At 68.7% G+C, this 23062-nt stretch carries 26 protein-coding genes and 1 other RNA gene; 13 read left to right on the top strand and 14 right to left on the bottom strand.

Annotated elements, in window-relative coordinates; all coding sequences use genetic code 11:
• Both Q8O26_RS16730 and ffs read right to left on the bottom strand, forming a co-directional pair.
• The coding region (locus Q8O26_RS16730) for a DNA polymerase III subunit gamma/tau (RefSeq protein WP_305577626.1) at positions 1-1283 on the bottom strand (1283 nt) is incomplete at its 3' end.
• Between the two features lie 83 nt (positions 1284-1366).
• Positions 1367-1464: signal recognition particle sRNA small type (ffs, locus tag Q8O26_RS16735), an RNA gene on the bottom strand.
• A 107-nt stretch (positions 1465-1571) separates the two neighbouring features.
• Between ffs and Q8O26_RS16740 the strand changes: the two genes are divergently transcribed.
• Together Q8O26_RS16740 and nudC are read left to right on the top strand one after the other, a co-directional pair.
• The gene (locus Q8O26_RS16740; RefSeq protein WP_305577628.1) at positions 1572-1988 is read left to right on the top strand and encodes an HIT domain-containing protein; all 417 of its coding nucleotides are present in this window, start codon (positions 1572-1574) and stop codon (positions 1986-1988) included.
• A gap of 64 nt (positions 1989-2052) precedes the next feature.
• Positions 2053-3024 (top strand): NAD(+) diphosphatase, encoded by a 972-nt coding sequence (nudC, locus tag Q8O26_RS16745; RefSeq protein ID WP_305577630.1) that lies wholly within the window; start codon positions 2053-2055, stop codon positions 3022-3024.
• Positions 3025-3045: 21 nt separating this feature from the next.
• On the opposite strand, the gene Q8O26_RS16750 is transcribed toward nudC, so the two are convergent.
• From Q8O26_RS16750 to Q8O26_RS16765, 4 genes are read right to left on the bottom strand one after another with little or no spacing between them, the layout of a single operon-like run.
• Entirely contained in the window at positions 3046-3963 is a 918-nt protein-coding gene (locus Q8O26_RS16750) for a LysR family transcriptional regulator (RefSeq protein ID WP_305577632.1), read from the bottom strand.
• Positions 3956-4501 (bottom strand): GNAT family N-acetyltransferase, encoded by a 546-nt coding sequence (locus Q8O26_RS16755; protein WP_305577634.1) that lies wholly within the window; start codon positions 4499-4501, stop codon positions 3956-3958. The genes Q8O26_RS16750 and Q8O26_RS16755 overlap by 8 nt, the downstream gene beginning before the upstream one ends.
• 3 nt (positions 4502-4504) lie before the next feature.
• Positions 4505-5368, bottom strand: coding sequence for a prephenate dehydratase (locus Q8O26_RS16760; RefSeq protein ID WP_305577636.1), 864 nt, complete (start codon positions 5366-5368; stop codon positions 4505-4507).
• A 42-nt stretch (positions 5369-5410) separates the two neighbouring features.
• Positions 5411-6145, bottom strand: a complete 735-nt coding sequence (locus tag Q8O26_RS16765; protein WP_305577638.1) for a 3-deoxy-manno-octulosonate cytidylyltransferase — start codon at positions 6143-6145, stop codon at positions 5411-5413.
• A 186-nt stretch (positions 6146-6331) separates the two neighbouring features.
• Between Q8O26_RS16765 and Q8O26_RS16770 the strand changes: the two genes are divergently transcribed.
• From Q8O26_RS16770 to Q8O26_RS16815, 10 genes are all read left to right on the top strand, one after another.
• On the top strand, positions 6332-6874 hold the full coding sequence (locus Q8O26_RS16770) for a cytochrome c family protein (protein WP_305577640.1): 543 nt from the start codon (positions 6332-6334) through the stop codon (positions 6872-6874).
• Positions 6875-6941: 67 nt separating this feature from the next.
• Positions 6942-7988, top strand: coding sequence for a dienelactone hydrolase (locus Q8O26_RS16775; RefSeq protein ID WP_305577642.1), 1047 nt, complete (start codon positions 6942-6944; stop codon positions 7986-7988).
• A gap of 103 nt (positions 7989-8091) precedes the next feature.
• The gene (locus tag Q8O26_RS16780) at positions 8092-8787 is read left to right on the top strand and encodes a response regulator transcription factor (RefSeq protein WP_305577644.1); all 696 of its coding nucleotides are present in this window, start codon (positions 8092-8094) and stop codon (positions 8785-8787) included.
• Between the two features lie 26 nt (positions 8788-8813).
• Entirely contained in the window at positions 8814-10601 is a 1788-nt protein-coding gene (locus tag Q8O26_RS16785; protein WP_371134593.1) for a stimulus-sensing domain-containing protein, read from the top strand.
• 11 nt (positions 10602-10612) lie between these two features.
• A complete protein-coding gene (locus tag Q8O26_RS16790; RefSeq protein ID WP_305577648.1) occupies positions 10613-11092 on the top strand; it encodes an HPr kinase/phosphorylase in 480 nt (159 codons plus the stop codon).
• Positions 11093-11182: 90 nt separating this feature from the next.
• A complete protein-coding gene (locus tag Q8O26_RS16795; protein ID WP_305577650.1) occupies positions 11183-11584 on the top strand; it encodes a PTS sugar transporter subunit IIA in 402 nt (133 codons plus the stop codon).
• A gap of 97 nt (positions 11585-11681) precedes the next feature.
• Positions 11682-12002: an HPr family phosphocarrier protein gene (locus Q8O26_RS16800; protein ID WP_305577652.1), complete on the top strand. Its 321-nt coding sequence runs from the start codon at positions 11682-11684 to the stop codon at positions 12000-12002.
• A 49-nt stretch (positions 12003-12051) separates the two neighbouring features.
• A complete protein-coding gene (locus Q8O26_RS16805) occupies positions 12052-12585 on the top strand; it encodes a TIGR00645 family protein (RefSeq protein WP_305577654.1) in 534 nt (177 codons plus the stop codon).
• Positions 12585-13295 carry a class I SAM-dependent methyltransferase gene (locus Q8O26_RS16810; protein ID WP_305577656.1) on the top strand — a complete coding sequence of 237 codons (711 nt, stop codon included), beginning with the start codon at positions 12585-12587 and terminating at the stop codon, positions 13293-13295. The genes Q8O26_RS16805 and Q8O26_RS16810 overlap by 1 nt, the downstream gene beginning before the upstream one ends.
• A 70-nt stretch (positions 13296-13365) precedes the next feature.
• On the top strand, positions 13366-14520 hold the full coding sequence (locus tag Q8O26_RS16815; protein ID WP_305577658.1) for an aminotransferase: 1155 nt from the start codon (positions 13366-13368) through the stop codon (positions 14518-14520).
• A 43-nt stretch (positions 14521-14563) separates the two neighbouring features.
• On the opposite strand, the gene Q8O26_RS16820 is transcribed toward Q8O26_RS16815, so the two are convergent.
• From Q8O26_RS16820 to Q8O26_RS16855, 8 genes are all read right to left on the bottom strand, one after another.
• Complete coding sequence (locus Q8O26_RS16820; RefSeq protein ID WP_305577660.1) at positions 14564-14998, bottom strand: Rrf2 family transcriptional regulator; 435 nt, start codon at positions 14996-14998, stop codon at positions 14564-14566.
• A gap of 124 nt (positions 14999-15122) precedes the next feature.
• Complete coding sequence (gene dut / locus Q8O26_RS16825; protein ID WP_305577662.1) at positions 15123-15578, bottom strand: dUTP diphosphatase; 456 nt, start codon at positions 15576-15578, stop codon at positions 15123-15125.
• Positions 15575-16786: a bifunctional phosphopantothenoylcysteine decarboxylase/phosphopantothenate--cysteine ligase CoaBC gene (gene coaBC / locus Q8O26_RS16830; RefSeq protein ID WP_305577663.1), complete on the bottom strand. Its 1212-nt coding sequence runs from the start codon at positions 16784-16786 to the stop codon at positions 15575-15577. Before coaBC ends, dut begins: the two co-directional genes overlap by 4 nt.
• 72 nt (positions 16787-16858) lie before the next feature.
• A complete protein-coding gene (locus Q8O26_RS16835) occupies positions 16859-17938 on the bottom strand; it encodes an AI-2E family transporter (protein WP_305577665.1) in 1080 nt (359 codons plus the stop codon).
• Between the two features lie 95 nt (positions 17939-18033).
• The gene (locus tag Q8O26_RS16840; RefSeq protein WP_305577667.1) at positions 18034-19479 is read right to left on the bottom strand and encodes an AMP nucleosidase; all 1446 of its coding nucleotides are present in this window, start codon (positions 19477-19479) and stop codon (positions 18034-18036) included.
• 126 nt (positions 19480-19605) lie between these two features.
• Complete coding sequence (truA, locus tag Q8O26_RS16845; protein ID WP_305577669.1) at positions 19606-20388, bottom strand: tRNA pseudouridine(38-40) synthase TruA; 783 nt, start codon at positions 20386-20388, stop codon at positions 19606-19608.
• A complete protein-coding gene (gene fmt, locus Q8O26_RS16850; protein ID WP_305577671.1) occupies positions 20388-21320 on the bottom strand; it encodes a methionyl-tRNA formyltransferase in 933 nt (310 codons plus the stop codon). The genes truA and fmt overlap by 1 nt, the downstream gene beginning before the upstream one ends.
• Complete coding sequence (locus tag Q8O26_RS16855) at positions 21317-21835, bottom strand: peptide deformylase (protein ID WP_305577673.1); 519 nt, start codon at positions 21833-21835, stop codon at positions 21317-21319. Before Q8O26_RS16855 ends, fmt begins: the two co-directional genes overlap by 4 nt.
• A 254-nt stretch (positions 21836-22089) precedes the next feature.
• Between Q8O26_RS16855 and Q8O26_RS16860 the strand changes: the two genes are divergently transcribed.
• Entirely contained in the window at positions 22090-23061 is a 972-nt protein-coding gene (locus Q8O26_RS16860; RefSeq protein WP_305577765.1) for a TAXI family TRAP transporter solute-binding subunit, read from the top strand.
• Position 23062 lies beyond the last annotated feature (1 nt).

The following is a 23062-nucleotide window of genomic DNA, read 5'->3' on the forward strand; positions in this document are numbered from 1 at the left end:
TGGGCTGACGCGCCACCACCGCCCGATCCGCCGGAGGGCAGGCGCGGGGCGGCCGCGGAACCGACCGCGCCGGAGCCGTCGGCGAGCATGCGCAGCGCCTCGTCGGGCGTCGGCAGGTCGGCCGCATAGGCGATGCGGACGAGCACCATGTCGGCGGAGGCGAGCGGCTTGGGTGAACGCGCCACCTCCTCGATGCCCTTCATCAGCATCTGCCAGGCGCGGGCGAGGACGCGATGCGACAGGCGGGCAGCGAAATCGCGGCCGCGGAGGCGCTCGGTCTCGGAGAAGGCGACGTCGTCGGCCGCAGCGGGCGCCACCTTCACCCGGGTAACGAAATGGACGAATTCGGCGAGTTCGCCGAGGACGATCTCCGGATCGGCGCCGTCGTCGTACTGGCTCTTGAACTCGGCCATGGCGCCGGCGACGTCGCCCTTCATCACGTGCTCGAAGAGGTCGATGATGCGGGCGCGGTCGGCGAGGCCAAGCATGCGGCGGACATTGTCGGAGGTGACGTCGCCGGCGCCGTGGGCGATGGCCTGGTCGAGGATGGAGAGGCTGTCGCGCACCGAGCCCTCGCCGGCACGGGCGATGAGGCCGAGCGCATCGGCCTCGATGGTGACGGCCTCCTTCGCGCAGATGCCGGCGAGATGGTTCACCAGCACGTCGGCCTCGATGCGGCGGAGGTCGAAGCGCTGGCAGCGCGACAGCACGGTCACCGGAACCTTGCGGATCTCGGTGGTGGCGAACATGAACTTCACATGGGCCGGCGGTTCCTCCAGCGTCTTCAGGAAGGCGTTCCACGCCTTCTCCGACAGCATGTGGACCTCATCGACGATATAGACCTTGTAGCGGGCCGAGACCGGCGCATAGCGCGCGCCATCGGTGATCTGGCGGACGTCGTCGATGCCGGTATGGGAGGCGGCGTCGATTTCCATGACGTCGACGTGGCGGCCTTCCATGATGGCCTGGCAATGGGTGCCGGGCCGGTCGAGATGGATGGAGGGGCGGTCGACCTCGCCGGGCAGCTCGTAATTCAGCGCGCGGGCCAGAATGCGGGCGGTGGTGGTCTTGCCGACGCCGCGGACGCCGGTGAACAGATAGGCCTGGGCGATGCGGCCCGTGTCGAAGGCGTTCGACAGGGTGCGGACCATGGCCTCCTGGCCGATCAGGTCGGAAAAGTGCTGCGGCCGGTATTTGCGGGCGAGCACCCGGTAGGGCGCTGCCTTGGGCGGCTCCGGCGTCCCGAGAGCGAACCCGGGTTCGGTCTCGGGCGAGGAATCCATGGCAGACCTGCTCGGGGCGTGATGCGAAGGGCTCGGCCAGTGTCGCGCGCCGCGCGCGCGAGGGCAACCATCCGCGGGGATGAAGTGGGAGGCTGACACGCGACCCGAAACGGGCTCGTTACGGCTGCTTCCTTCCGGACCTGACCGGGTTGGCGAGAGTCTCGTCCACCGCCAACCTCCCGACGGCTATATGGCGGGAAGGCGCGCGCGACGCAAGCCGCCTTGGTGGCGCCGGACAGAATCGCAGGCGCCGGCTAGACTGGTGCAAGGCCTCGAGAGACATCGACCATGACCACCGACTTCAGCCTCGACCCCCGCCTCGCCGCCGACACCCTGGCCGTCGCCGACCTGCCGCTCTCGGCGGTCCGCCTCATGAACGATGCCACCTATCCCTGGCTGATCCTCGTTCCCCGGCGCGAGGGCGCGGTGGAGATCGTCGACCTCGAACCGCAGGACCGCGTCCAGCTCATGGAGGAGATCGCGACGGTCTCCGGCGTGCTGCGCGCCATGACCGTCTGCGACAAGCTCAACGTGGCGGCGCTCGGCAACATGGTGCCGCAGCTCCATGTCCACGTCATCGGCCGCTTCGCCGGTGACCCCGCCTGGCCGGGTCCGGTCTGGGGCAAGGTGCCGGCGAAGCCCTATGCGGATGCCCCGCGCGAGGGGTTCATCACCGCGCTGAGGGCAAGGCTCTCCGCCGGTTGAGCGCGTTGCTCAGGCGCGTCGGTCATGCGAGCGTCGTCGGCCCAATTTCCGGAAGACGCTTTCCATGTCCGACGCCCTGCCCCCGCTGCCGCCCATCACGCTCGGCTATACCGAGAACGATCTCGACCGCATGAGCGCCAAGCGCGGCGACGCGGCCTGGCTCGACGCCACCTTCGCCGATCCGCGCACCCGGCTCTATGTCTTCGCGGGAGAGACGCCGATCCTGCGCCGCAACGGCGAACGGGGTGATCCGCTGTTCACCGCCAAGGAGGCAGAGGCCTTCGGAGAGCCGCTGGAAACCGCCTTCCTCGGCCTCGCCAATGGCGCGCCGCGCTTCGCCCGCCTCGTACCGGAACTCGCCAAGACCGACCCCAACGCCTACCGGATCGCCGAGATCAAGGTGGACGATCCGACCCTTCTCATCACCGACATGCGCACCATCGCCATGACCGGCGTCGTCGAGCCGCACCATCTCGGCCCGATGGCCCAGGGCAAGTCGGTGATGCACTGGCACGCCACCCATCGCTTCTGCGGCAAGTGCGGGGCGCAGTCGAAGCTGTCGCAGGCCGGCTGGCGGCGCGACTGCCCGTCCTGCGGCGCGCAGCATTTCCCACGCACCGACCCGGTCGTCATCATGCTGGCGGTGGACGGCGACCGCTGCCTGATGGGCCGCCAGCGCCGCTTCCCGCCGGGCATGTATTCGGCTCTCGCCGGCTTCCTCGAATCGGGCGAGACCATCGCCGACGCGGTGCGCCGCGAGATCATGGAGGAGGCGGCCGTGAAGGTGGGGCAGGTGACCTATCTGTGCGACCAGCCCTGGCCCTTCCCGGCCTCGCTGATGATCGGCTGTCTCGCCGAGGCGACCAGCCGCGACATCGAGATCGACACCGAGGAGCTGGAGGACGCGCGCTGGTTCACCCGGGAGGAGTGCTGGATGATGCTGGCGAAACAGCATCCGGACCGGCTGTCCTGTCCACCGCCGTTGGCCATCGCGCACCACCTGATCCGCGCCTTCGTGGACGGCCGGACGGGCTGAGGCCCATTCCGGCGCGTTCCCTCACCCCAGACGTGCCTTCATCAGCGCGATGGCCTCCGCCCCCGCCGTTCCCGCCGGCTGCGGCAGCCAGAGGCAACTGATCGTCCAGGGCGGGAGGTCTTCAGCCTCGACCAGCGGCAACACGGTGGCCCCCGCGACAGCGAGGCGCTTCGCCACGATGGACGGAACCAGCGCCGAGCCGAGGCCGAGCGCCACCATGGCGATGACGCCGGCCCAGTCTTCCGCCACCTGCGCGACGTGGGGCTGGGTGCCAGTCGCCTGCAGAGCCGCCAGAACGCCGTCATGGGCCAGCGCCGCCCGCTCTCGCTCCAGCACGACGAACGGCTTGCGCGCGAGGTTGGAGAGGCTCGCGGTCTTCCTCAGCCGCGCCTCGGCGTCCGGCACCACCGCGGACCAGCGGGAGGTCGCGACCTGACGGTGCTGGATGCGCGGATGGGCCGGCAGGGGCGGCGCGGCGAAGACCAGCAAGACCTCTCCCCCGGCGAGCGCCGCCATCTGGACATCGAGCGGGGCATGAAGGAGCCGCGGCTGGAAGCCGGCCTCGATCCAGGCGGGATCGGCGAAGAGCTCCGCCAAGGGCCCGAGCATGGCGTCGTCGGTGACGCCGATGCCGATGGTCTCGGCGCGCTCCGCTACGTCGCGGGCGAGACGGGCGGCGCGGGCTGCCGCGGCGAGGGAGAGCCGGGCCTCGGCGATGAAGACCTCGCCGGCCCGGGTGAGGCTCACGGCCTTGCCGCCATGGTCGAAGAGAACGACGCCGATCTCGCGTTCGAGCTGGGCGATGCGAGCCGCGGCGGTGCGCTTGCCGATGCCGAGCGTGGCGCCGGCATCGCCGAGGTTGCCGGTGTCGGCCAACGCGATGGCGAGGGCCAGGGATTCGGCAGGGAGCGGCGTGCCGGCCTTCGGGCTGTCAGCCATGGCGAGCCACCCGGCCGGCCGCGCTGGCGAGCGCCGCGACATCGTTCCAGCCATAGGTGCGGGTCGGCGATTTCCAGATCGGGCCGGGATCGACCTGGCTCGACAGGAAACTCGCCCCCAGTCGCTGGTAGAAGGCCTCGGCCCGGTCATTGCCGACCGCCACGTCGAGCCTGACCTCGCGAGCGCCCTTGGCGGCCAGGTCCTCGGCGAGGGTCGCCATCATGGCAAGGCCGAGACCCTGTGCCTGCGCGCGCTTCAGGAGGTAGACCGCCTTGATCCAGCCGATCGGTAAGATTCCGCTCCGGTCGATGCCGTTGGAGCCGAAGCCGACCGGTTCTCCGTCCGGTTCGATGACGAAGGCCGCGGCATCCGGCGGCGGCTCGGCGAAGAAGCGCCGCCACTGGCCGGTGCGGCGCTCGAGGTTCAGGCCCTCGAAGACCTCCGGCGGGGCAAGGCCGCGATAGGTCTCGTCATAGGCGGCCACATGGATCGCCGCGATGGCCTCCGCATCCGCCGCCGTCGCGCGCCGGATGGCCATGGCTCACTCCGCCACGGTCTTCTCGACCTCGTTCCGCCAGGGATGCTGGGGATAGACGCCGAGGATGGTGAGTTCCTTGGCGAAGAAGGCGAGCTCCTCCAGCGCCAGCTTGACGTTGCGGTCGTCGGGATGGCCCTCGATCTCCGCATAGAAGCGGGTGGCGACGAAGCGGCCGCCGATCATGTGGCTCTCGAGCTTGGTCATGTTGACGCCGTTGGTGGCGAAGCCGCCCATCGCCTTGTAGAGCGCCGCCGGAACGTTGCGGACCTGGAAGACGAAGCTCGTCAGGCAGTCCTGGCCGGGCGCCGCCCAGATCTTCTGGCGCGACAGGATGACGAAGCGGGTGGTGTTGTCGGCGGCGTCCTCGATGTCCTCGGCGAGGATGTCGAGGCCGTAGACCTGTGCCGCGAGGCGCGGGGCGATGGCCGCCTGGCTCGGGTCGTTCATCTCGGCGACCTCGCGGGCCGAGCCCGCAGTGTCCGCCGCCACGATCGGCTTGAGGCCGAGCTTGCGGATGATCTGCCGGCACTGGCCGAGGCCCATGATATGGCTGCGGGCGGTCTTCACGGTGGCGAGGGACGAGCCCCTGACGCCCATCAGCTGGAACCGGATCGGCAGGAAGAACTCGCCGATGATGTTGAGCCCGGCGGTCGGCAGCAGGTGGTGCACGTCGCCGACGCGGCCGGCGATGGAGTTTTCGATCGGGATCATGCCGAGATCGGCATCGCCGTTCTGGATGGCGGCGAAGGCGTCCTCGAAGCTCGGGCAGGGCAGGACTTCGGCCTGCGGGAAGACGGCATTGGCCGCCTGATGCGAGAAGGCGCTGAGTTCGCCCTGGAAGGCGATCCGCTTGGGCGAGAGGATCATGGGACGCGTCACTCCGATGGGGCGGCTTGTTTAGCGGAAGGATCAGGCTTTGGCGATGAGGGCGCGGGCGCGCTCGAGATCGGCCGGCGTGTCGACGCCGAGCGGCACCGCATCGACTACAGCGACATCGATACGCATGCCGTTCTCCAGGGCGCGGAGCTGTTCCAGCCGTTCGCGCTTCTCCAGCGGGGCGGGGGGCAGCGACACGAAGCGCTCCAGCGCCGCGCGGCGATAGGCGTAGAGGCCGATATGGTGATAGAGCGGCCCCTCGCCGGTCGGGGCGGTGGCGCGGGTGAAATAGAGCGCCCGCAGGCGCTTCTCCGACAGCGGCGTGCCGATCACCTTCACCACGTTGGGATTGGTGATCTCCTCCTGGCGGCTGATGACGGCGGCGAGCGTGCCGATGTCGACGGCGGGGTCGTCGAGCAGGTCGGCGGCCGCCCGGACGATTCCGGGCTCGATGGTCGGCAGATCGCCCTGGACGTTGACGATGCGCTGGTAGCGCCTTTCGGGGTCGACGAGGTCGACCGCCTCCTGGATGCGGTCGGAGCCGGTGGGGTGGTCGGCGCGGGTCATCACCGCCCGTCCGCCCGCCGCTTCCACGGCTGCGACGATCTCCGGCGAATCGGTCGCCACCACCACGGGTCCGAGGCCCGCCGCCTCGGCCCGGCGCAGGACATGGACGATCATCGGGGTTCCGCCGATATCTGCCAGGGGCTTGCCGGGCAGCCGGGAGGCGCTCATGCGGGCGGGAACGAGGACGATGGATGCGGTCATGGAGGGCAATTCGCGGGCCTGACGGCCAGTTTGGAGGCGGCAAAAAGTAGCATGCGAGAGGCGTGCATATACGGGTTGCCTCCCGGGGAGCAAATTGGATAGTGTCCGCGCCAAATCGGCTGGCCCATCCCCGCGTGCCCCCGCGCACCTTCCGCAAGGCGCCGCCGATCTCTGGAGCTGGTCCCTATGGACGGATTGGAAGTCAACAAGGTCATGATGGCCGTGCTGCTCGTCGGCACGGCGACCCTCGGCGGCAGCCTTCTGGCCACCGAGCTGTTCAGGCCGAAGAAACCGGCGAAGCCCGGTTACGAGGTGGCGGTCGCTCCGCCCGCCGGCCAGCAGGCGGCGCCCGCCGCGGCCGCGCCGGCGAAGTCGATGGCCGAGGTCTTCGCTTCCGCCAACGCCGCCAACGGCCAGGCGGTCTACCGCCAGTGCGCCACCTGCCACACGATCAACAAGGGCGGCGCCAACGGTGCGGGCCCGAATCTCTGGGGCATCGTCGGCCGCAATCATGGCGCGGTCGCGGGCTTCAACTATTCCGCGGCGATGAAGGCCAAAGCGAGCGAACCCTGGTCGCTCTCCGAGATCTACGCCTTCATCACCAATCCGCGCGGCGCCCTGCCGGGAACATCCATGGCCTTCGCCGGCATCCGCTCCGAGCAGCAGCGCGCCGACCTCATGGCCTATCTGCGCGAGCAGTCGGACAGCCCGGTCGACGTGCCGAAGTAACCGGCACTTCCCCAGTGTTGACAGAGGCCGGGCCTATGCCCGGCCTTCTGCGTTTCTGGACCTCGCGATGTTCAAGGTCGGCTTCCACACCGGACAGGCTGTCGATGCGCACCGGCCGCACTGGTCGGGCGATGGCCCGCGCCCGCTGCGATGGTCCGCCTGGTATCCGGCGGTCGACGGGGCGGTCGAGAGCCCGGTCGGCGTACCGCCGGGCACCCCGCTGTTCTGGATGGGGTCCGTCGCGCCGGGCGCCGGCCTCAGCCCGGCCTTGCCTCGCTATCCCGTGGTTCTGCTGTCGCACGGCACCGGGGGGACGGCCGCCAGCCTCGGCTGGCTCGCCTGCCGGCTCGCGGCGGACGGGTTCGTGGTGATCGGCGTCGACCACCACGGCAATACCGCATCGGAACCCTATCGGCCGGAAGCCTTTCTGTGCTGGTGGGACCGGCCGCGCGACCTCACCGCGATCCTCAACCTCATGGCGGCCGACCCGCGCTTCGCGGGGCGCCTCGATCTCGACCGCGTTGCCGCAGTGGGCTTCTCCCTCGGCGGTTACACGGTGCTGTCGCTTGCCGGTGCGATCACCGACATGCGGCAGTTCAACGACTGGGCCGCAGGACGCCCGACTCTTCCGGGGCCGCGTGAGTTTCCCGACATCGCCGATCATGTCGCCCCGCTGCTGCGAAACAGCGCCGCCTTCCGCGCCGCGTGGGAACGCCAGTCGGAGCCGCTGGGCGATCCGCGGGTCGAAAGGGTGGTCGCGCTCGCCCCGGCCCCACCGGTGCGCAGTTTCAGCTCCGGCAGCCTCGGCGGATTGGCCCACGTCGCCGTCACCATCGCCACCGGCGAGGCGGACGATGAGGCGCCGTTCCAGGCCTGTTCCGTCTGGCTGCAGGGCCTCCTGCCGCATTGCACCCTCTGCTCGCTCGGACCGGCGATCGGCCATTACCAGTTGCTGGGCGAAGGCACGCGGCTGGGTCTGCGGGTGATGCCGGAGATCTTCGGTGATCCCCCGGGGGTCGACCGGCGGGCCGTCCATGCGGCGGCATCGGGCATCGTCCTCGCGGCCCTGCGCGGGGATAACCCACCCGGTCCGGCTTCGAAATCTCGCTCATGACAGCGACGCCACAACACATTATCCTTGGCGAGTCGCATTTTTGCCACGCTTGGCGCATTTGGAACGGATGAGGTTCGCCTCTTCCCTCCTTGCAAGGATTGTCATGCCGACCATCGCCCTCGTCGACGACGACCGGAACATCCTCACCTCGGTCGCCATCGCGCTCGAAGCCGAAGGCTATCGCATCGTCACATACAATGACGGAGCGTCGGCGCTCGACGGTTTCAAACAGACGCCGCCCGATCTCGCCATTCTCGACATCAAGATGCCGCGGATGGACGGGATGGAGCTCCTGCGCCGGTTGCGGCAGAAGACCGACATGCCGGTCATCTTCCTCACCTCCAAGGACGAGGAGATCGATGAGCTCTTCGGCCTGAAGATGGGCGCCGACGACTTCATCCGGAAACCGTTCTCGCAGCGCCTGCTGGTCGAGCGGGTCAAGGCCGTGCTGCGCCGGGCCGCCGCCAAGGACCCCGTCGCCGACGCCAAGGCTGACGCCAAGGCGCTGGAGCGCGGCAAGCTGCGCATGGACCCCGAACGCCATACCTGCACCTGGGACGGCGAGGCGGTGACGCTCACCGTCACGGAATTCCTGATCCTGCAGGCGCTGGCCCAGCGCCCGGGCGTCGTGAAGAGCCGCAACGCGCTGATGGATGCGGCCTATGACGACCAGGTCTATGTCGACGACCGCACCATCGACAGCCACATCAAGCGGCTGCGCAAGAAGTTCAAGGTGGTCGACGACGACTTCGAAATGATCGAAACGCTCTACGGCGTCGGCTACCGCTTCAAGGAGTGAGGCCGCTCAGGCGCCTCACCGGGACCATGCTGGACCGGACGAACGACGAGACTGCGGCACCGCAGGCGCCTGCGCCCCCTCCACGTCCTCTCCGGCCGTGGGCGCGGTTCGTGCGCGTTCTCGCCCGCGCCGCGCGCGGGGTGCTGAACCGTTCCTTCTCCAGCCTGACGCGCCGGATCGTCCTGCTCAATCTCGTCGGACTGGTCGCTCTGGTCTCCGGCATCCTCTGGCTGTCGCAGTTCCGGGAGGGGCTGATTGAATCGCGGGCGCAGAGCCTGCTCGTCCAGGGCGAGATCATCGCCGGCGCCATCGCGGCCTCGGCCTCCGTCGACGGCCCAGTCATCCCCATCGACCCGGACAAGCTGTTCGAACTGCAGCTCGGCGGCGCGGCCTCCCCCGTCGAGGATTTCGGCGCCCTGCTCGACTTCCCGATCAATCCGGAGCGCGTCGCGCCGGTGCTTCGGCGGCTGACGGGTCCGACCGGCACCCAGGCCCGCGTCTATGACCGCGAGGGCAATCTCATCCTCGACAACCGCAACCTCTACGGACGCGGCGACATCCAGACGCTCGATCTGCCGCCGATCGGCACCAAGCCGCCCTTCTACGAGAAGTGGTGGAACGAGGTCCGCCGCTTCCTGCGCGGCGGCGGCAATTTCCCGCTCTACCGCGATTTCGGGCTGCGCAACGGGCGCAGCTATCCCGAGGTCGTGCAGGCGCTGAACGGGCAGAAGGTCAGCATGGTCCGCGTCAACGAGAGCGGGGAGCTGATCGTCTCTGTCGCCATTCCGGTGCAGCGCTTCCGCGGCGTTCTCGGCGTGCTGCTGCTGAACACCCGGGGTGGCGAGATCGACGCCGTGCTCGATGCCGAGCGCTTCCAGGTGCTGCGGGTCTTTCTCGTCGCGGCGCTGGTCATGATCGTACTGTCGATCCTGATGGCACGGACCATCGCAGGTCCGGTGCGCAAGCTCGCCGACGGCGCCGAACAGGTGCGCCGGCGCCACCGCTCGCGCGAGGAGATCCCCGATTTCAGCGAGCGACGCGACGAGATCGGGCATCTGTCGCGGTCGCTCCGCGACATGACGGACGCCCTCTATGCCCGCATCGAGGCCATCGAGCGCTTCGCCGCCGACGTCGCTCACGAGCTCAAGAACCCGCTGACGTCGCTGCGCTCGGCGGTGGAGACCCTGCCGCTGGCGAAGACGGAGACGTCGCGCGGGCGGCTGCTGGAAGTCATCCAGCACGATGTCCGCCGCCTCGATCGCCTGATAACCGACATTTCCGACGCCAGCCGGCTCGACGCCGAATTGCAGCGGCAGGAATCTTCGCAGGTCGACCTCAGCAAGCTCCTCGGCACCCTCGTCACCATCGCCAACGAGGTGCGCAAGCAGGGCCAGGTTCCCGTCCGGCTGCAGTTCGAGGGCGGCAAGCCTTCGGAATTCGTCGTGCCGGGCCATGACGGCCGCATCAGCCAGGTGGTCACCAACCTGATCGACAATGCCCGCTCCTTCTCGCCCGCCGACGGCGAGGTCAGGGTGACCGCCAGCAAGCTAAAGGGTCTGATCGAGATCCTCGTCGAGGACGACGGTCCCGGCATCCGCGACGACGCGCTCCAGCGCATCTTCGAGCGTTTCTACACCGACCGTCCGCATCAGGATTACGGGCAGAATTCCGGGCTCGGCCTGTCGATCTCCAAGCAGATCATCGAGGCCCATGGCGGCACCATCCGGGCGGAGAACCGTCCGGGCCGGACCGACGAGGACGGGCAGCCGGCGCCGGCCGGCGCGCGGTTCGTCGTCCGTCTGCCGTCCGTCTGAGGCGCGCCGCGATGGCGACGATCCACGCCACCGCCGTCCTGATCGGGTCCAAGGCCGTCCTGGTCAGAGGTCCTGCGGGGTCGGGCAAGTCGCGCCTCGCCCTCGACCTGATCGCCATGGGCGAGGCGGGCCTCATCGTCTTCGCGCGTCTGGTGGCCGACGACCGGGTGCATCTCTCGGTCCATGGCGACCGCCTGGTCGCGGCCACCCCTGCGCCTCTTGCAGGTCTGGTGGAGCGCCGTGGGCATGGAATCGTGGCTCAGCCGACCGAATCCTGTGCCGTGGTCGGGCTCGTCGTCGACCTCGATGCGGCCGATGCGGGGCGGATGCCAGACCCTGAAAGCACATCAACGACGCTGTGCGGCGTCACATTGCCGCGCCTGCCCGTGGCGCCCGGCGCCGACGCGCTGCCGCTGGTTCTGGCCCGATCCTCATGGTGTTCCTCGGCAATTCCGGTCCTTGCTGCATCGCACACATATCGGTATTCTTGAAGGACCTGCCCTTGCGCAAGCTGGCCACATGGTCAAGATATCACCCTTCCGAGTGAGCGAGCGCGCGGTCGGCCGTGCGCGGAGTGCCTGATGATCGGTCTCGTCATCGTGACGCACGGCCAATTGGCCGTCGAATTCCGGCAGGCCATGGAGCATGTGGTGGGTCCCCAGCGCCAGGTGGAGACGATCGCCATTGGTCCGAGCGACGACATGGATCAGCGCCGCCGCGACATCATCGCAGCGGTGGACCATGTCGATTCGGGCGACGGTGTCGCCGTGCTCACCGACATGTTCGGCGGGACGCCCTCGAACCTCGCCATTTCGGTGATGAGCGGGCGTCCGGTCGAGGTCATCGCCGGCATCAATCTGCCCATGCTGGTGAAGCTCGCCACCGTTCGCGCCGAGAAGCCGCTGGCGGAGGCCGTGCTCCAGGCTCAGGAGGCTGGGCGCAAATACATCAATATCGCCAGCCGCGTTCTCGCAGGTCATTGAGGTTCGATGGGCTCGATGTCTAGAATGTCGGCGACATGCCCGCATTCGAGGCATTCCTGTCATTTCGATGGCGGGGAGGATCGCAAGGAAGGTCGCCATGGCGCAGGATGAGTTGAGCGATTCTGCGGATGCACCGGTGGCGGCCGGTACACTTGTCCGCGAGCTGCCCATCCTCAACAAGCGCGGTCTTCATGCCCGCGCCTCCGCCAAGTTCGTCGCCTGCGCCGACCGGTTCGACGCCTCCATCACGGTGTCACGCGCCGGCGAGATGGTGGACGCCAGTTCGATCATGGGGCTGATGATGCTGGCTGCCGGCATCGGCACGTCCATCATACTGACCGCCCGGGGGCCCGAAGCTCCCCAGGCGATCGAGGCCCTCGCGGCGCTCGTTGCCGACCGGTTCGGCGAGGGCGAGTAGGCGGCCCGCCGCTTGCCTCTGTGTGCCACCCCATGCGATGAGCCGCGCCATGACTGACGTTCCCGAGGCCAATACCACTGCCGAGAAGATCGAGCGCGTGCTCGAACGCGGCCTGTTCGCCAGCCGCTGGCTGATGGCGCCCTTCTATGTCGGCCTGATGATCGGCCTTCTCGCCCTGATGGTGGTCTTCGTGCGTGACCTCGTCGGTTTCATCATCAAGGTACCGACCGCCAAGGAAGCGGACGTCATCCTCGGCATCCTGACCCTGGTCGACCTGTCGCTGGCCGGAAACCTCGTGATCATGGTGGTCTTCTCCGGCTATGAGAATTTCGTCTCCAAGATGGAGCATGTGACCCAGAAGGACCGGCCGGAATGGATGGGGTCCATCGACTTCTCGGCCCTCAAGCTCAAACTGCTCGCCTCGATCGTCGCGATCTCGGCCATCCATCTTTTGAAGGGCTTCATGAACATCGGCGCCATGTCCGACCGCGAAATGATGTGGCTCGTCGTCATCCACGTCACCTTCGTCGTCTCGGGCGTGTTCCTGGCGCTGACCGACAGGCTGTCCGGATCCTCCAAGTGATGGCCGACTGGCGGTCCTTCTGGGATGGCGAGCACGCCATCTACGTGAACGACCGCCACAAGGCGGTGCATTATGGTGCCATCGCCGACGGCATTCTCGCCCATGTGGAGGCGGCCGGTCTCGGCAAGGCAGCCGTCGTTCTCGACTATGCCTGCGGCGAGGCGCTGGAGACCCCGCGGGTCGCTGCGGCCGTCGGCCGGCTGGTCCTGTGCGACGGCGCGCCCTCGGTCGTGGCGAAGCTGCGCGCGCGCTTCGGCGGGCTTGCCAACCTCGCCTTCGCCCTGCCGGAGGATCTCGACGGCGTCCTGGCGGCCGGCACCGCCGACATCGTCGTGGTCTCCTCCCTCATCCAGTATCTGGCGGCCGACGATTTCGTCGCGCTACTCGACCGGTTTCGCGTCATTCTGAAGCCCGGGGGTCGGCTGGTCGTCGCCGACGTCATCCCGCCCGATGCGGGGATGGTGGCGGATGTCGCCTCGCTGCTGCGCAACGCCATGAGACACGGATATCTGCCGGCCGCCCTCGTCGGCCTGGTGGCGACCGCCGTGTCGCCCTATCGCCGCATCCGCAGCGAGATCGGCCTTTCGACCTATGCCGAGGCGGACATGGTCGCCCTGATGGCACGGCACGGCTTCGTGGCGCAGCGCCACCGGCCCAATCTCGGCCTCACGCCGCATCGCATGACCTTCGTCGCGCATCCCGCGGTTTGACTCGCGGGACCGGTTTCGGCATACCGATCATACCGTTCTTTCAACAGAACGCGTCTGCGCCGGTGACCCGATGAACCCGATCTTTGCCGACCTGCCCACCACCGTCTTCGAGGTCATGTCGCAGATGGCGCGCGAGACCGGCGCGATCAATCTCGGCCAGGGTTTCCCCGACGACCCCGGCCCGCCGGACGTGCGCCAGAAGGCGGCCGACGCCGTGCTGACGGGGTGGAACCAGTATCCGCCGATGATGGGACTGCCGGAGCTCCGCCAGGCGGTCGCCGATCACTACCGCCACCACCAGGGCCTGACGATGGACCCGCAGCAGGAGGTGATGATCACCTCCGGCGCCACCGAGGCCTTGGCCGGCGCGCTCATGGCGCTGATCGAGCCCGGCGACGAGGTCGTCCTCTTCCAGCCCATGTACGACGCCTACCTGCCGCTGGTGCTGCGCGCCGGCGGCGTGCCGCGCTTCGTGACGCTCCGGCCGCCGCACTGGCGGTTCAGCGAGGAGGATCTCGCGGCGGTGTTCACCGACCGCACCCGCGTCGTGCTGATCAACAACCCGCTCAACCCGGCCGCCTCGATCTTCCCGCCGGAGGACCTCGATCTGCTCGGACGCTTCTGCGAGCGCTTCGGCGCCACCTGCATTTCCGACGAGGTCTGGGAACATGTCATCTTCGACGGACGCCGGCACCTCTCGGTGCTCGCGGTCGAGTCGCTGAGGAACCGTTCCGTGAAGATCGGCTCGGCCGGCAAGATCTTCTCGCTGACCGGATGGAAGGTCGGCTTCGTCGTGGCCTCCCCGGCGATCATGAAGGTGCTGTCGAAGGCGCACCAGTTCCTCACCTTCACCACGCCGCCGAACCTGCAGTCCGCCGTCGCCTACGGCCTCACCAAGGACGACGGCTACTTTGCCGGCATGCGCCAGGACCTGCAGCGGTCGCGCGATCTGTTCCATGCCGGGTTGACGCAGTCGGGCTTCCGCGTCCTGCCGAGCGCGGCCACCTATTTCATCAACGTCGATCTGGCGCCGGCAGGCATCCACGACGACGTCGCCTTCTGCAAGGCGCTGGTGAGCGAGCACGGCGTGGCGGCGATCCCGGTCTCGGCCTTCTATGCGCAGACGCCCGTCACTTCGGTGGTGCGGTTCTGTTTCGCGAAGAAGGACGACACGCTGAACGGCGCGCTGGACCGGCTGGTGAGCGTCTTCGCCAAGGCGGCGTGACGCACCAGCGGCCCGGTCCTGCGCGGCACCGGCCGACACGCCGTCATGCGGGCTCGAGCAGTCCCGGCGCCGACTCGCGCGACTCGGCCACCTTGTCGCAGAGGTCGGCGACCGAGATGCGGCCGAGCCGGTCGAAGTAATCCCGCTCGGCCTCCGCCATGGCCGGAACGATGATCGCCTCGATCAGCGGCGAGATGGCGTCGAAATCGTCGATGCCTGCCCCGACGGCGGTGCGGACGATTTCGGCACAGCTGATGCGATGGCGGTCGCGGGCGACGTCATAGCCGCCGCGTGGGCCGCGCATGCCTTTGAGAATGCCTGCCCGGACCAGCGCCTGAAGCAGCGGCTCGAGATGGCGGGGCGGAAGATTGTGGCGTGCGGCCAGCGCCTTCGCCGACACGGGTGCATGAACCGCGTGTACGGCAATATCGACTACGGCGGCGATCGCCAGCCGGCCACGACGTGACAGGATCGACATGGGTCCCTCAAATGCTGGGGGGTGACGTCGTTCACCCCCTCACGAACAAAATCGCACATCATACAAATCGTAGAAGACCATTTCGTGCATGAGGCCTGTGTCTGCAACGCAGAGAAGAAAATTCTCACCGGCCTGTCGAACCAAGTCCCCCGGAGCCTCTGGCAGTACCGTCCAACGTTTCGACGGCCGTCAGGACCGCTGCCGTGACCGGGGCAATGATCAGTTGAGCGATCCGTTCACCGCGCGCCAGGGTCACCGGCTCCGTCCCCAGATTGATCAGCAGCACCTTCACTTCGCCGCGATAGTCGCAATCGATGGTTCCCGGCGCATTCGCAACTGTGAGACCATGCTTGAAGGCGAGCCCCGATCGCGGCCGCACCTGGCCCTCGTAGCCGGGAGGAATGGCCATTTCGAGGCCGGTCGGCACCGCGGCGCGCGCTCCCGGCGCGAGGACCAGTGGCGCGTCCGGGGCGATCGCGGCGACGAGGTCCATGCCGGCCGCCCCCTCGCTCTGGGCGCGCGGGAGCGGCAGGCCCTCTCCGTGGGGAAGGACCCTGACGGGGATGTCCAGTCTGGTCATGATACGGCGATCCGGCGGGCGAGAAGGGTGACGAGGGCCTCGGCCACGGCATCCTTCGACTGGCGTTCCCAGGTCTCGACGGCGTCGGCGGTGACGATGTGGACGAGGTTCGAGTCGCCGCCGAACGTGTCGGTCCCGGCCGAGACGTCGTTGGCGACGATGAGGTCGCAGCCCTTGCGGGCGAGCTTGGCGCGCGCATGGGCGAGGACGTTGTCGGTCTCGGCGGCGAAGCCGACGACGACCTCCGGCCGGCCGGTCGTCCGCCGGGCGATGGTGGCGAGGATGTCCGGGTTCTCGACGAAGGCGAGGCTCGGCGGGCCGCCGGCGCCCTTCTTGATCTTGCCGCCGGCGATCTCGGCGACGCGCCAGTCGGCGACGGCGGCGGCGAAGACGGCGATGTCGGCCGGCAGGGCCGCCTCGACCGCGGCCTGCATCTGCCGGGCGCTTTCGACATGCACGGTCGTCACTCCGACGGGATCGGGCAGGGCGACCGGCCCGGTCACCAGGGTCACCGTCGCGCCGGCCATGGCGGCAGCACGGGCGATGGCGTGGCCCTGCTTGCCGGAGGAATGGTTGGAGATGTAGCGGACCGGATCGATCGCCTCGCGGGTCGGGCCGGAGGTCACCACGACATGGCGACCCGTCAGGGGCCGCCCGACGGCGGGGTCTGTCATCAGCGCCTCGATGGCGGCGATGATCTCCGGAACCTCGGCCATCCGGCCGGGTCCGAACTCGCCGCAGGCCATGGAACCCTTGTTCGGGCCGACGACCGCAACGCCGTCGGCGCGGAGCGTGGCGAGGTTGCGCTGGGTGGCGGCATTCAGCCACATCCGGACGTTCATGGCGGGGGCGAGGAGGACGCGCTTGTCGGTGGCGAGCAGGGCCGTCGAGGCGAGGTCGTTGGCGTGGCCGTTCGCCATCTTCGCCATCAGGTCGGCGGTGGCCGGTGCCACGACGAGGAGGTCCGCATCGCGTGACAGTTCGATATGGCCCATGTCGTTCTCATCGGTCAGCGAGAACAGCTCCTGGAACACCTTGTCGCCGGTGAGCGAGCCGACGGAGAGCGGCGTGACAAATTCGGTGCCGGCCCGCGTCAGGATGGCGCGCACCCGGGCGCCGCGGTCCTGCAGCCGGCGGATGAGGTCCAGCGACTTGTAGGCGGCGATGCCGCCGCCGATGACGAGAAGAATGCGCTTGCCGACGAGCATGGGTACGAGCCTTCGAACGAGGCGCGACCCTAGCCGTTGTGTGCTGCGCTGCAAAGTCCGCCGGAGCGGAGCCTAATCGGGGCCACCCCTGTCCGGTGTCTGCTCCTCCTCGTCGGGCAGCGTCTCCGCGAGCATCTGCCAGACGGTGACGAACATGGCCGCGATGAGCGGGCCGACCACGAAGCCGTTGAGGCCGAAGATCTCGATGCCGCCCAGCGTCGAGATGAGGATGAGGTAGTCGGGCAGCTTGACGTCCTTGCCGACCAGCCGGGGGCGAAGCACGTTGTCGGCGAGGCCGATGACCATGACGCCGAAGCCGATGAGGACGAAGCCCTGCCAGATGGATCCGGTGGCGAGGAGGTAGATGGCGACCGGACCCCAGACGAGCCCGGCGCCGACCGCCGGGACGAGCGAGAGAAAGGCCATCAGCGCGGCCCACAGGAGCGGGGAGGGAAGGCCGAGAAGCCAGAAGATGAAGCCACCCAGCGCGCCCTGCAGCAGCGCGATGAGGATGCCGCCCTTGACCGTCGCCCGGACCACCAGAGTGAACCTGTCGAGGAGCGCGCGGCGGCGATGCGGCTGCAGCGGCAGCCCGTTGGCGATGCGCCGGATCAGCCGGCCGCCGTCGCGCATCAGGAAGAACAGCAGGTAGAGCATCACGCCGAGGCTGATGACGAAGCCCGCCGTGCCCTGGCCGATGCTCACGGCGCGTGTGGCGATGGACTGGCTGCTGGCGGTCGCCCAGGACGCGAGCCGCGTCTGGACGTCGTCCGCATTGTAGATGCCGTAGCGTGCGGCGAAATCGGTGACCCAGGAGGGCAGGCTGGCGATGACGCGGCCGATCAGGGCGCCGACGTCGATGCGGCCGTCCTGGATCGCCGCATAGGTTTCCGCACCCTGCGACACCAGGCTCGCGCCGATGGCGAGGAAGGGCAGGATGACGATGAGGAGGATGGCCAGCAGGGTGATGACGGCCGCCAGGCTTGGCTTGTCCGGCATCGCCCGCGTGACGCGTTCGTTGACCGGCGCGAAGACGATGGCGGTGACGACGGCCCACAGGATGGCGCCGAAGAAGGGCCACAGGATCCAGGCGAACAGCAGACTGACGACGCCCAGCAGCGCCGCGAAACCCACATCGTCGAACTTGCGCATCGTCGCCCTCATGGCGCGCCCCCGCGCGGGGGCCGGATGTTTCAAAACGCACGAGGATGAAAAAGGAGCCCGGGGGCGGGTGACTTTTTCGCGCGTCAGCGGAAGGGGGGTTCGTCGAAGCTTCTGAGCTTGCGCGAATGGATGGCGCCATCGGCGCGCCTCAGCCGTTCCACCGCATCGAGGCCGACGAGGAGATGCTGGGCGACCGCGCTGGCATAGAAGGCGTTGGCGGCGCCGGGCAGCTTGATCTCGCCGTGCAGTGGTTTGTCGGAGACGCAGAGCAGCGTGCCGTAGGGCACGCGCAGCCGGTAGCCCTGGGCGGCGATCGTGCCGCTTTCCATGTCGACGGCGATGGCGCGCGACAGGTTGAAGAGGCGCGCCTCCTGGGTGTAGCGAAGCTCCCAGTTGCGATCGTTGTTGGTCACGACGGTGCCGGTCCTGAGGCGGTGCCGCAGCGCCTCGCCGCTCATGCCCGTGACCGCGGCGCAGGCCTCCTGCAGCGCGGTCTGGATCTCGGCGAGGGCGGGGATGGGAATCTCCGGCGGCACCAGGGCGTCGAGGATGCGGTCACGCCGGAGATAGGCATGGGCGAGGACGTAGTCGCCGATCTCCTGGGCCTGCCTGAGCCCGCCGCAATGGCCGATCATCAGCCAGCAATGGGGCCGCAGCACCGCCAGGTGGTCGGTGATGTTCTTCGCGTTGGAGGGGCCGACGCCGATATTGACCAGCGTGACCCCGGCCGAGCCCAGCCTTTCGAGGTGATAGGCCGGCATCTGGTAGCGGTGCCAGGGCGATGCGGCGATGCGGGCGCCGCCGCCGTCGATGGTCTCGCGGGTGATGGTGAGACCGCCCGGTGCCACCAGCCGCTCGGCACGTCCGGCGGCGATCTCCGCCATCGCCCAGCCGACGAACTGGTCGACATAGCGGTGATAGTTGGTCAGCAGGATCCACGGCTGCACCGCGCGCCAGTCGGTGCCGGTATAATGGATCAGCCGGCGCAGCGAATAGTCGACCCTGACGGCGTCGAAGAGGGCGAGCGGCAACGCCCCCGTCGGCAGGGCCTCGAACGTCCCGTCGGCCACCTCGTCGCCGACCAGCGACAGCAGCGGCACGGGAAAATGGCGCGCCAGTTCGGCGGGCGTGCGGCCGCCTGCCGAGAATTCGTCGACGCCGTCCAGCACATAGGGATAGGGGATTTCCTGGGTCGAGGGCCGGACGTCCAGCGTCGCGTCATATTCCCCGGTGAGCGGCCGCAACTGGTCGAGCAGGTAGCGGCGGAAGAAGCCGGGCTGCGTCACCGTCGTCGTGTAGAGGCCCGGCCGGGAGAACTTGGCATAGGCCCGCCGGTTGCGCGGGGCAGCCCGTTCCGGCGCATAGGTGACGGCGATCTCGGGATAGACGAAGCGGGCCCGCTCCTCGGCGGTCGGCGGCGCACCGCCGTCGAGATAGCGGGCGAGAGCTGCGCGCAGGGCGGCGGTCGCCTCGTCGTAGAGGGTCTCGAGGCGGTCGACGGCGGCTTCGGGCGTCAGGCGATCGGTCATGCCGCTGGTTTAGCATGATCGGGCGATGGTGCATCGCCGACCCGCCGCGGCCAATCGCGTCCCTGAGGCTCGGCTGTCGTAACCCCCGACGAGGCCGAAGGCCGGCGGCGTCCGTTCTGGAGCCCCTCACGTCTCCGGCGTGTCGGGCAGGGGCTGCCATTCGGCGGGATAGTCCACCTGCGTCAGATAGAGCGCATGGGCCGGGCCGACCGTGCCGCAGGCCTTGCGGTCGCGCGCGGCCAGGGCCTCGGCGAGGTCGTCCGCCGTCCACAGACCCTCGCCGACCAGTTTCAGCGTGCCCACCATGGAGCGCACCTGGTTGTGCAGGAAGGAGCGCGCGTCCAGCCGGCATTCGATGCCGGTGTCGGTGCGCGCGACGTCGAAGCGGTCGAGGTTGCGCACCGGCGACTTCGCCTGGCATTCGGTCGAGCGGAAGGTGGTGAAGTCATGCCGGCCGATCAGCACGCGCGCCGCCTCCCGCATCCGGTCGACGTCGAGCGCCTTGGGCGACCACCAGGCGCGCTGCCGCTCGAGGGTCAGCGGCGGCCGGCGGTCGATGATGCGGTAGAGATAGTGGCGGCGGACCGCCGAGAAACGGGCGTCGAAATCGTCCGGCATCTTCTCGGCGGCGACCACCGCGACGGCCTCGTCCTTCAGGTAGCGGTTGGTGGCGTCGCGGACGACGCGGTTCGGCCAGTCGCGGGCGAGGTCGACGTGGGCGACCTGGCCGTTGGCGTGGACGCCGGCATCGGTCCGGCCGGCACCGCCCACGGTCACCGCCTCACCGGAGAACTCACCGATGGCGCGGACGAGTTCGCCCTGCACGGACTTGCCGAAGCTCGCGCCCTGCATCTGCCAGCCGAGATAGGCGCCGCCGTCATATTCGATGGTCAGCTTGTAGCGGGGCATCACCCGAAGACCGCGCCAGGCCCGACCTTCGTGCCGTTGACGAAATCCGCCGCCTTCATCGCCTTCGCCCCGGCGCGCTGGACCTCGACGAGGCGCAGGGCGCCGGCGCCGCAGGCCACCGTCAGGTCCTCCGACAGCAGCGTTCCCGGCGCGCCGTCACCGGCGGCGAGGGCGGTGCGCAGCACCTTGACCCGTTCGGGACCCTTGCCAAGATCGGCCTCGAACCAGGCGCCGGGAAAGGGCGACAGGCCGCGCACCTTGTCGTGGATCTCGCCCGCCGGCCGGGCCCAGTCGATGCGGGCCTCCGCCTTGTCGATCTTGGCGGCATAGGTGACCCCGTCCGCCGCCTGCGGCACGAAGGTGAGCGATCTGCGGTCGAGGGCGGCGAGCGCCCGCACCATCAGGTCGGCGCCGAGGACGGCCATGCGGTCATGAAGGTCCTGGGCGGTCATGTCCGGCGTGATGGCGATCTTCTCGACCATGGCGACGGGGCCGGTGTCGAGACCCTCGTCCATGCGCATCACCATGATGCCGGTCTCGGCGTCGCCGGCCATGACGGCGCGCTGGATCGGGGCGGCGCCGCGCCAGCGCGGCAGCAGCGAACCGTGCAGGTTGAGGCAGCCGAGCGCCGGGGCGTCGAGCACCTCGCCCGGCAGGATGAGGCCATAGGCGACGACGACGGCGACATCCGCCGCGAGGGCGGCGAAGGCGGTCTGTGCAGCGGCGGCGCGCAGGGTCCGCGGCGTGAAGACCGGGATGCCGAACCCCTCGGCCAGCCTGTGGACGGGCGTCTTCTGCTCCGCCATGCCGCGTCCCGCGGGCTTCGGCGCACGGGTATAGACCGCGACGACCTCATGGCCCTGGCCGATGATCTCGGAGAGCGTCGGCACGGCGAAATCCGGCGTGCCCATGAAGACGACGCGCAGGCTCACGCGAGGGCCTCGCGCTTGGCGGCCTTGGTATATTTCTTGATGACGCGCTCGCGCTTCAGGCGGGAGAGATGATCGATGAAGAGCACGCCGTTGAGGTGGTCGACCTCGTGCTGGACGCAGGTCGCCATCAGCCCGTCGCAGTCGAGTTCCTGTGTCTTGCCGTCGACGTCGAGATAGCGCACGCGGCAGCGGGCGGGCCGTTCGACGGCTTCGTAGTATTCGGGGATCGAGAGGCAGCCCTCCTCGTAGACGTTGAAGTCCTCCGATTGCCAGACGATCTCGGGATTGATCAGCACCACCGGCGTCTTCGGCTCGTCCTTGCGGGCGAGGTCGATGGTGACGACGCGCTGGGCCACCGCGATCTGGATGGCGGCGAGGCCGATGCCGGGCGCCTCGTACATCGTCTCCAGCATGTCCTCGACGAGTTTCCTCACCCTGGAATCGACGGTGGCGACGGGCTCGCAGACGAGCTTGAGCCGCGGATCGGGAAGGACGATGATCTCGCGCAGGGCCATGGGAGTGTCTTGCTGCCGGGAGGTTTTCGGGTCGGAATGCGTCGTAAAGGCCTGAGTTAAGCGTCCCCGTGGGCAGGGTCAATGCGTCGGCTCAGACCGGCAGGCCGGCAAGCCGTTTCGTGGGTGCATGACGGCCCCGTTCCAGGAAGGGGCCGCTGCGCTGGCATCACTGCCCGCGATGTGGTGACATGCCCGCTTTCCGCTTGGCCATCGGGCTGGCGGAGACGCAGTCCAAGACGAGTGGAGAGATCACCATGACCATCGACCGCAGGCAGTTCACGGCACTGGCCGGCGCTTCCGGCCTCGCCGCGCTCCTGGCCCCCGGCGCGGCTCTCGCCCAGACGAAGCAGTTCTTCCGCATCGGTACCGGTGGCACGGCGGGCACCTATTATCCCATCGGCGGACTCATCGCCAACGCCATCTCCACCGCCACGCTCGACGCGTCTGCGGTCGCCACCAACGGCTCCGTTGCCAATGTCAACGGCATCGTCGGCGGTTCGATGGAATCGGGCTTCAGCCAGTCGGACGTAGCCAGCTGGGCCCATTCGGGCACGGGCGTGTATCAGGGCCGGCCGAAGGTCGAGATCCTGCGCGCCATCGCCAATCTCTATCCCGAATCCCTGCATGTCGTGGTCAAGAAGGGCCTCAACATCCGGTCGATCGCCGACCTGAAGGGCAAGCGCATCTCGATCGACGAGCCGGGTTCGGGCTCGATCATCAATGCCAAGGCGATCCTCGCCGGCTACGGCATCCGCGATGGCGAGTATCGCGCCGAGAACCTCAAGCCGGGCCCCTCGGCCGAGAAGCTGAAGGACGGCGGCCTCGACGCCTTCTTCATGACGACGGGCTGGCCGACCGCCGCCCTCACCGAGCTCGCCACGACGACCGGCATCGAACTGCTGCCGATCGAGGGCGAGCCGGCGAAGAAGATCATGGCGGAGTTCAAGTTCTTCGCCGAGGACATGATCCCGGACAACGCCTACAAGGACGTCAAGGGCGTCAAGACGCTCGCGGTCGGCGCCCAGTGGGTGACCTCAACCCGGATGAGCGCCGACGTCGTCTACGAGGTCACCAAGGCGCTGTGGAGCGACAAGACGCGCGCCCAGCTCGATGCCGGCCATGCCAAGGGCAAGTCGATCCGCAGGGAGACCGCGCTGCAGGGCCTCGGCATTCCTCTGCATGACGGCGCGGCGCGCTTCTACCGGGAAGCAGGCCTGCTCGGCTGAG

Source organism: Phreatobacter sp., assembly GCF_030691135.1.
In the GTDB taxonomy this organism is placed as follows: domain Bacteria; phylum Pseudomonadota; class Alphaproteobacteria; order Rhizobiales; family Phreatobacteraceae; genus Phreatobacter.